This is a genomic window from uncultured Actinomyces sp., from assembly GCF_963526355.1.
Lineage (GTDB): Bacteria > Actinomycetota > Actinomycetes > Actinomycetales > Actinomycetaceae > Actinomyces.
Window position 1 is genome coordinate 1 of the sequence record NZ_CAUROW010000094.1, and the last position, 6,912, is coordinate 6,912.

Consider the following 6,912-nt stretch of genomic DNA (forward strand, 5'->3'; position numbering starts at 1 on the left):
GCCGTCCTCGTCGTGTCCGCTCCGGAGCCGCGTGCCTACCCCGGGGCTGCCGCTCCTGCTCAGGCTCCTGGCCGTATGAGCCCGACACATATCCCTGGCCGTTATCGTTCAATGCCCACCCCTCTCTCATGCGCCGTTCAGCAGCGTGACCAGTTTGTTACCAATCGGCCGGGAGAGTGGTGGCTTTCCCGCAATCCCACGTCATTCGTCGTCATCAGGGGTAGTGCCCACCACGGGGAATCGTTGGCGCCTCTAGGGCTACCCTTCTCAGACGGGGCGTTCGTCGCCTGGGCTACACCGTCCGGCACCACCCCTGACACTCGTCAACCCGCCCCACGTCTTCACCACTTCAGGACATGACTCGCACGACCTCACAGCGCCGCCCCGGCGGTGGCATCTTCGCCTCCTTGAGATTCCACAACTACCGAATCTGGTTCCTGTCCGCCCTCGTGGCCAACACCGGGACCTGGATGCAGCGCGTGGCTCAGGACTGGCTGGTGCTGCGCGTCCTCACCGACGACTCCGCCTCCGCCACCGGCCTGACCACAGCCCTGCAGTTCCTCCCCATGTTGCTGCTGTCTGCGCACGCCGGACTCGTCGCCGACCGGGTCGACCAGCGCAAGTTCCTCATCCTCACCCAGAGCGCCATGGGCCTGGTCTCCGCGATCCTCGCCGTCGACGTCCTGACCGGCACCGCCCGCCTGTGGCACGTCTACCTGGCCGCCTTCCTCACGGGCGTCGCCGCCGCCTACGACGCCCCCGCCCGCCAGACCTTCGTGGCCCGGATGGTTCCCGCCGAGCACCTGTCCAACGCCGTGGGCCTCAACTCGGCCTCCTTCAACGCCGCCCGCCTCCTGGGGCCGGCCCTCGCCGGCGTCGTCATCACCTGGGTCGGTGCGGGCTGGGTCTTCGCCGTCAACGCCGCCACCTTCGTCTTCCCGGCCGTGGCGCTGGCCGCCATGCGCGTGAGCGAGCTGGTGGACATGCCCCGCGCCCGCCGCACCGCCGGCCAGCTCCGCGAGGGCCTGGCCTACCTGCGCTGCCGCACGGACCTCGTCGTCATCATCGCCGTGGTCGCCGTCGTCTCCATGCTCACCCTCAACTTCCAGGTCACCATGGCCGCGACCGTGCGCACCGTCTTCCATCTGGAGTCCGACGCCTACGGCACCGTCTCCTCGGTCTTCGCCGTCGGGTCCCTCTCCGGGGCCCTGTGGGCGGCCCGACGTCGCAACCCCCGCCCCCGCACCGTCGTCCTTGCCGCCTTCGCCTTGGGAGGCTTCTCCCTCCTGCTGGCCGTCATGCCCACCTACTTGACTTTTACGCTCATGACGATCCCGGTGGGCCTGTGCATGCTCACGCTCCTGACCAGCGCCAACCAGACCGTGCAGATGACCACCGAGCCGTCCATGCGTGGGCGGGTCTTAAGCATCTACATGATGTTCTTCCTGGGGTCGAGGCCGGTGGGCGCCCCGCTCATCGGCTGGGTGGCCGACACCTGGGGACCCCGCATCGCGATCGCGGCCGGCGGCCTGAGCGCTGTCCTCGCCGCCCTGGTCGCCGCCGCCTGGAGTTACAGGCACTGGAACCTGTCCCTGCACTACTCCTCCACCCGCCCTTATCTCAGGGCCACACCGAAATCGTCGGACCGGGCCGACGGCGGTGCCGACTGACTGAAACCGGACGAGTAATACGAACGCTACTCCTCGCGCATCTCCTGGGCACTGGGGAGTCCTCCCCGGCTATGAATCGGCGTGCTCTTAGGCAATGCTGGCCGACAACGCAGCGCCCCGACTACCCTTTCAGTGAGGGCAGCCCGGCGGTGAGCCCTCCCACGCGGGCCCGGGCGGCCGCGGTTGACCCACCTCAAGCAGGAGCCCACCTCATGAGTGAACTGATCGATACCACCGAGATGTACCTCAAGACCGTTTACGAGCTTGAGGAGGACGGTGTTCCCCCGCTGCGCGCCCGCATCGTCGAGCGCCTTGATCACTCGGGGCCCACGGTCTCCCAGACGGTGTCGCGTATGGAGCGCGACGGTCTCATCAAGGTTGCTGACGACCGTTCCCTTGAGCTCACCGACGCTGGCCGCAGACGCGCTACTGAGGTGATCCGCAAGCACCGACTCGCCGAGAGGTTGCTGCTGGACGTCATCGGGATGGACCGCAGGCTCGTCCATGAGGAGGCCTGCCGCTGGGAGCACGTCATGAGTGAACAGGTCGAGGATCGCCTCGCCGTCATCCTCGACGACGTCTCCACCGACCCGTTCGGCAATCCCATCCCGCCACAGGTCGCCGAGCATCCCCGCCCCTCCGCTGACGAGATCAGTGCGGAGCGTCTCGCGGGCCGTGAGACCACTGCGGTGGTCGTCAGTCGTATCGGAGAGCCGATCCAGGCGGATGCCGGGCTCATTGCCACCCTCGAGGATGCGGCGATAACGGCCGGGGCCCCGGTAGAGCTGCGTGCCAGTGCTGGCGGGGTGCGGCTCGTGGGGGCCTCTGGCGATCCTGTCGTCCTGAGTGATGACGTTGCCCGGCACCTCTTCGTGCGGCGCTGATCGGCTTGGGATGACTCTCCTGGCAAGGATCTCAGGATAACCTGAGAACAGCCTGTGCAGGCGAGGGGGGGGTGGTCTGCGCCCCGCATCTCGAACTCCGAGGTGCGGGGCGCTGTCTCGTGGTCCGAGTCGCACTCGGGAGGTCTCCCTCACTGTGTTTCTCAACGGAGGGAGATGAAGAAATGATCGCGAGGACTTCGGTGGGTCGGTGCCATTATTCTGCAAGATGCCGCCAATTTCCCCGTTAGTTCTGCACCTCTGTGCGGACCGAGGTCCCTGGAAACGGTCTGGAGGAAACCGAAAATCGACCTATCGTGTCTCGGCTCACAAGAGTGTGTGACACCTTGCCGTGACGAAGTGGCGCTCTGTCATGTAGCGTTCAGGTCGTCGTCGAAGACAACCGTCTCGATGGCGTCTCGGATCGGGGCTTAGTCCTGCCACTCGATCTGAGGCACGTGGAACCAACAACTCAAGTGGCAGGAACGGGGGAACCAACTATCGGTCGCTCAGGCGACCTTGGGGTGAAGCCCGCATCTGCGGGCCGGACGTCTCCAGTCCGAACCCGACAGCTCACCTCGTCGGCTCAACAGGAGAAAGCATTCATGTCCTCACGCACCATCGCACGTCACCGCAAAGCCACCCGAGCCCTTACCCCACTGGATGACTTTGCTCCCACCGCGCGCCGAGGTCTGGCGGTCGCCGCATCGTCCGGTCTTGCCCTCACCATGATCGCCTCGGGGGCCAATGCCGCCGGCCGCGCCGAGGTCACCTCCTCTGGGACCATTGAGGCTTCCGGTGTGGCTCCCGGAGTCGGAATTCTCGCTGCCAATGCCCGTGAGGCGCTGGCCGCTAAGCAGCAGGTCACCATCGCCGAGGCCATGTGGGTCACCGAGGCCGCTCCGCAGGTTGAGGCCGTGGCTCCCGCCGCCCCCGAGACCCCTGACGTCTCAGAGGCTGCTGGTCAGGCTCAGGCCGAGCAGACTGTGGACAACGCCGCTGCTGTCGCTGAGCAGGGCACTGACGCCGCCGTTGCAGACACTCAGGTGACCCAGGCCTCCGCTCCGGCCGTCAGCTCCAACTCGTCGGTCGTGGCCATCGCCATGCAGTACGTCGGCTCCCCCTACGTGTGGGGTGCTTCCGGTCCCAGCGCCTTCGACTGCTCCGGTTTCACCTCCTACGTGTACGCCCAGGTCGGCATCAACCTGCCTCGCACCTCCGGCGCTCAGGCCGCGGCCGGCACCCCGGTGTCCGCCGCCGAGGCCCAGCCCGGCGACCTCGTCACCTGGCCCGGTCACGTCGGCATCTATGCTGGTGACGGCATGGTGGTCGAGGCCGGTAACGAGTCCACTGGTGTGGTCTACCGTGAGTTGTGGGGCTCCCCCAGCTTCGTTCGCGTCGGCTGATCCCGTATACGCCAATATCCTTGCCTGAGGGGTGGGTGCTGCATGGCACCCACCCCTCAGTCTTCCCATCCGGTTGGAGGGGCTACCGAGAGGCTTCGAGCGAGAAGAATGAAGGCACCCTCATCATGTGGTGGCCACCACACCCCCTTTCGAGGCAGAATATTCCATGGGTCGTAGACCGTATCTCGAGAAAGGGTAGATCCCATGACTGATGGCAACGTCATCCTCGTCGGAGTTGATGGTTCCCCGGAGTCCCTGGCGGCAGTGGACTGGGCCGTCGCACGCGCGGAGCGCCAGAACTGGCGCGTTCATATTCTGTGCGCCTACTCCCTGCCCTCCTTCACTACTGCCTCGCTCGATGGCGGCTATGCGGCGCTCGACGACTCCGCCATCAGGTCCGGCGCCCAGGCCGTCATCGACGAGGCCGTTGAGCGCGTCAAGAAGTCCGAGGTCAACGTCACCTCGTCCCTGGAGACCGGTGACCCGGCCGGTGTTCTCGTCGATCTCTCCGAGGAGGCGACGCTGGCCGTTGTCGGAACCCGCGGGGGCGGTGGCTTTACGGACCGCCTCCTGGGAACCGTCTCCTCTGCTCTGCCTGCGCACAGCCACTGCCCCGCCGTCGTCGTACCGCAGCGCACCGAGGGTGCCGACTACACGCCGGTGCGCCGTATCGTCGTCGGTGTGGACGGCTCGTCCTCGGCCCGCAGGGCCCTCAAGTGGGCTGTGGCCGAGGCGGAGGCCTGGGGCGCCGAACTGACCGCCATCGCTGCAGTGCCGATGGCCTCCGGGGCGGGTGCCCTCGCCTGGCTGCCGGCTGCCGTCGACCGTGAACAGGTCCTGATCGATGTCCGCTCCGGTCTGGATCGCGCTATCAGTGAGGCCCTCGAGGGCCATGAGGGCGTCGCCGTGCGCCGGCACGCTCTGGACGGGAACCCGGCCGAGCTCTTGGCCGAGTTCTCCACCGCCGTGGATCTGGTCGTCGTCGGCTCACGCGGGCGCGGAGGCTTCTCCGGGCTCCTGTTGGGCTCAACCAGTCAGGCCGTCCTGTCCCACGCATCCTGCCCCGTGCTGGTTGCGCCGTCGCGTCATCCCAAGGGGGAGCGGCACGCCTCACGCACCTCAACCCCCTGGGGACGCGCCTGAGGACGCCCCGCAGCGGCGAGCCGTGTACACTCGCCGCTGCGCCGTCCCGGTGGTGGTCTCGCGCAGGCCGATCCGCTGGTAGTCTTCCACCAGGCCCTCGTAGCTCAGGGGATAGAGCACCGCTCTCCTAAAGCGGGTGTCGTTGGTTCGAATCCAATCGAGGGCGCGGACACCGGCCGGTTACTGTCGACTGTGTCGGTGCTGAACGGTTCCGGGCAACTCCGGAATGTGTTGAGTGGACGTTCGTCGGTGGCGGTTCGAGCGCCGGCTCGTGGGCGGGCCACGCCCGGTGCGTCTCCACGCCCAAGGGCTGGTGGGCCTATATCTTGAGCGTATGACGCCTTCGTTCTTCTCCTTCGGCCGCAAGCGGCGCGATGCTGCCCTCCGGGAGGATGAGCGCAAGAGTGCCGAAGCCTCGGCAGGCGCGGAGCAGGCCGCCAGCCGACGGCGTTTTGCCGCGGACCTGGGCGCTCTGGCCTCGGAACCGGCCAAGCCCGAGCCGGTTCCCGAGCCGCGGGTCACGCCCGTCCCCCCGCGCCCAGTGCCCGCACCGCCCCTCAGTGAGGCGGACGCCGAGCGGCGCGAGCGCATCGATAGGGCCCTGTCCGCCTGGCGCAGCCAACTGGTTGACCTGGGAGGCGTGGCGAGCCTTGACGACATCACCCTGCTCGACGGCGTCGTGGACCTCACTGCCGCGCACCCCTCGGGCTTGGCCCAGCTCTACGCCGGCCGCCCCACCCACCTGTCCAGTATCGTGCGTGAGCGCAATGCCCTGGGCGAGGCCCGTCAGTCCTTGCGGGAGGTCTCCGCCCGAACTGACGTCCTCGCCCGCCAGTTCGGCGTGGCACCGGTCTACCTGGCCATCGGGGTGGCCACCTGGAACGAGACTGTCCCCGAGGAAGGTGACGATGACGGCATCGTCCATCTGGCCGACGGCGCTTCGCCGGACTCCGGGGACCTGACCGCCCAGATCCCCCACGTCGAGCGCATCGCCGCTGAGCACGCGGCCCGTAACGCCCTGGCCGCCGCCGGTCTGACCGTCCCCGAGACCTCCTCGGGCCCGCGTGTGCGCACCGTCAACGCCCCCGTTCTGCTGCGCCCCGTGCGCCTGGCCAGCGCCACCGCGGACGCCACCCTCACCCTCGACCCCACGATCGAGGTCAATCCGGTCCTGACCCGCGCGCTGCGCCGCTACCAGTGCACCACCGACATCGGCGACATCGCCCGTGCGGCCCTGTCGTCCGCGGGCTTCACGCCGCGCTCGGCCCTGGCCCGCATCGGTGCCCTGGGACGTCAGTACCTGCCCGGCTTTGAGATCCACGAACGCCTCGTCGTCGGCGCCTTCGTCCACCCCGGTCAGGCACTGGTGGAGGACTTTGACGCCGTTCTGGAGCGCGCGCGCACCTCCGCCCTGGTCGCGGCCATCGCCGGGGACGAGGACGCCCGCAACGCCTTGAGTGTCGAACTGCCCCCGCCCGTTCCCACCGACCGGGTTCCTGGGGCTGAGCGCGGTGTGGGGGACCTGGAACCCGGCCAGCTGGACGTCATCGAGTCGGTGGGAACCGGGGCGAGCTTCCTCATCGACGCGCCCCCCGGTTCCGACGTCGCAGGCACCCTGGCCGCCGTCTTCGCCGACGCCGCCGCCTCCGGGCGTACCGTGCTGCACGTGCCCGCCACCAGTGCCGACGGGCATGCCGTGGCGTCAGCCCTGCGTGAGGCCGGTCTGGGCTCCATGGTCCTGGACCTCACCGAGGATGCCGCCTGGCGCCAGCACGCCTCCGAGGGCATCCGCGAGAGCCTGGGCGTCCAGCC

The 6,912-nt window shown here is 68.2% G+C and carries 4 protein-coding genes, 1 tRNA gene, 1 pseudogene and 1 riboswitch; all 6 genes and pseudogenes read left to right on the forward strand.

Annotation, left to right across the window (positions count from 1 at the left end):
- The first annotated feature begins 356 nt into the window (after positions 1–356).
- On the forward strand, positions 357–1,670 hold the full coding sequence (locus tag RWR81_RS11645; RefSeq protein ID WP_314457905.1) for an MFS transporter: 1,314 nt from the start codon (positions 357–359) through the stop codon (positions 1,668–1,670).
- Between the two features lie 212 nt (positions 1,671–1,882).
- Entirely contained in the window at positions 1,883–2,554 is a 672-nt protein-coding gene (locus RWR81_RS11650) for an iron dependent repressor, metal binding and dimerization domain protein (protein ID WP_314457906.1), read from the forward strand.
- A gap of 449 nt (positions 2,555–3,003) precedes the next feature.
- Positions 3,004–3,153: riboswitch (cyclic di-AMP (ydaO/yuaA leader) on the forward strand.
- A 3-nt stretch (positions 3,154–3,156) separates the two neighbouring features.
- Positions 3,157–3,957: an NlpC/P60 family protein gene (locus tag RWR81_RS11655; protein ID WP_314457907.1), complete on the forward strand. Its 801-nt coding sequence runs from the start codon at positions 3,157–3,159 to the stop codon at positions 3,955–3,957.
- Positions 3,958–4,161: 204 nt separating this feature from the next.
- Complete coding sequence (locus RWR81_RS11660; protein WP_314457908.1) at positions 4,162–5,100, forward strand: universal stress protein; 939 nt, start codon at positions 4,162–4,164, stop codon at positions 5,098–5,100.
- Positions 5,101–5,193: 93 nt separating this feature from the next.
- Positions 5,194–5,266 (forward strand) — tRNA-Arg (locus tag RWR81_RS11665).
- A gap of 168 nt (positions 5,267–5,434) precedes the next feature.
- Positions 5,435–6,912: pseudogene (locus RWR81_RS11670) on the forward strand (DNA helicase); the annotation flags it as partial.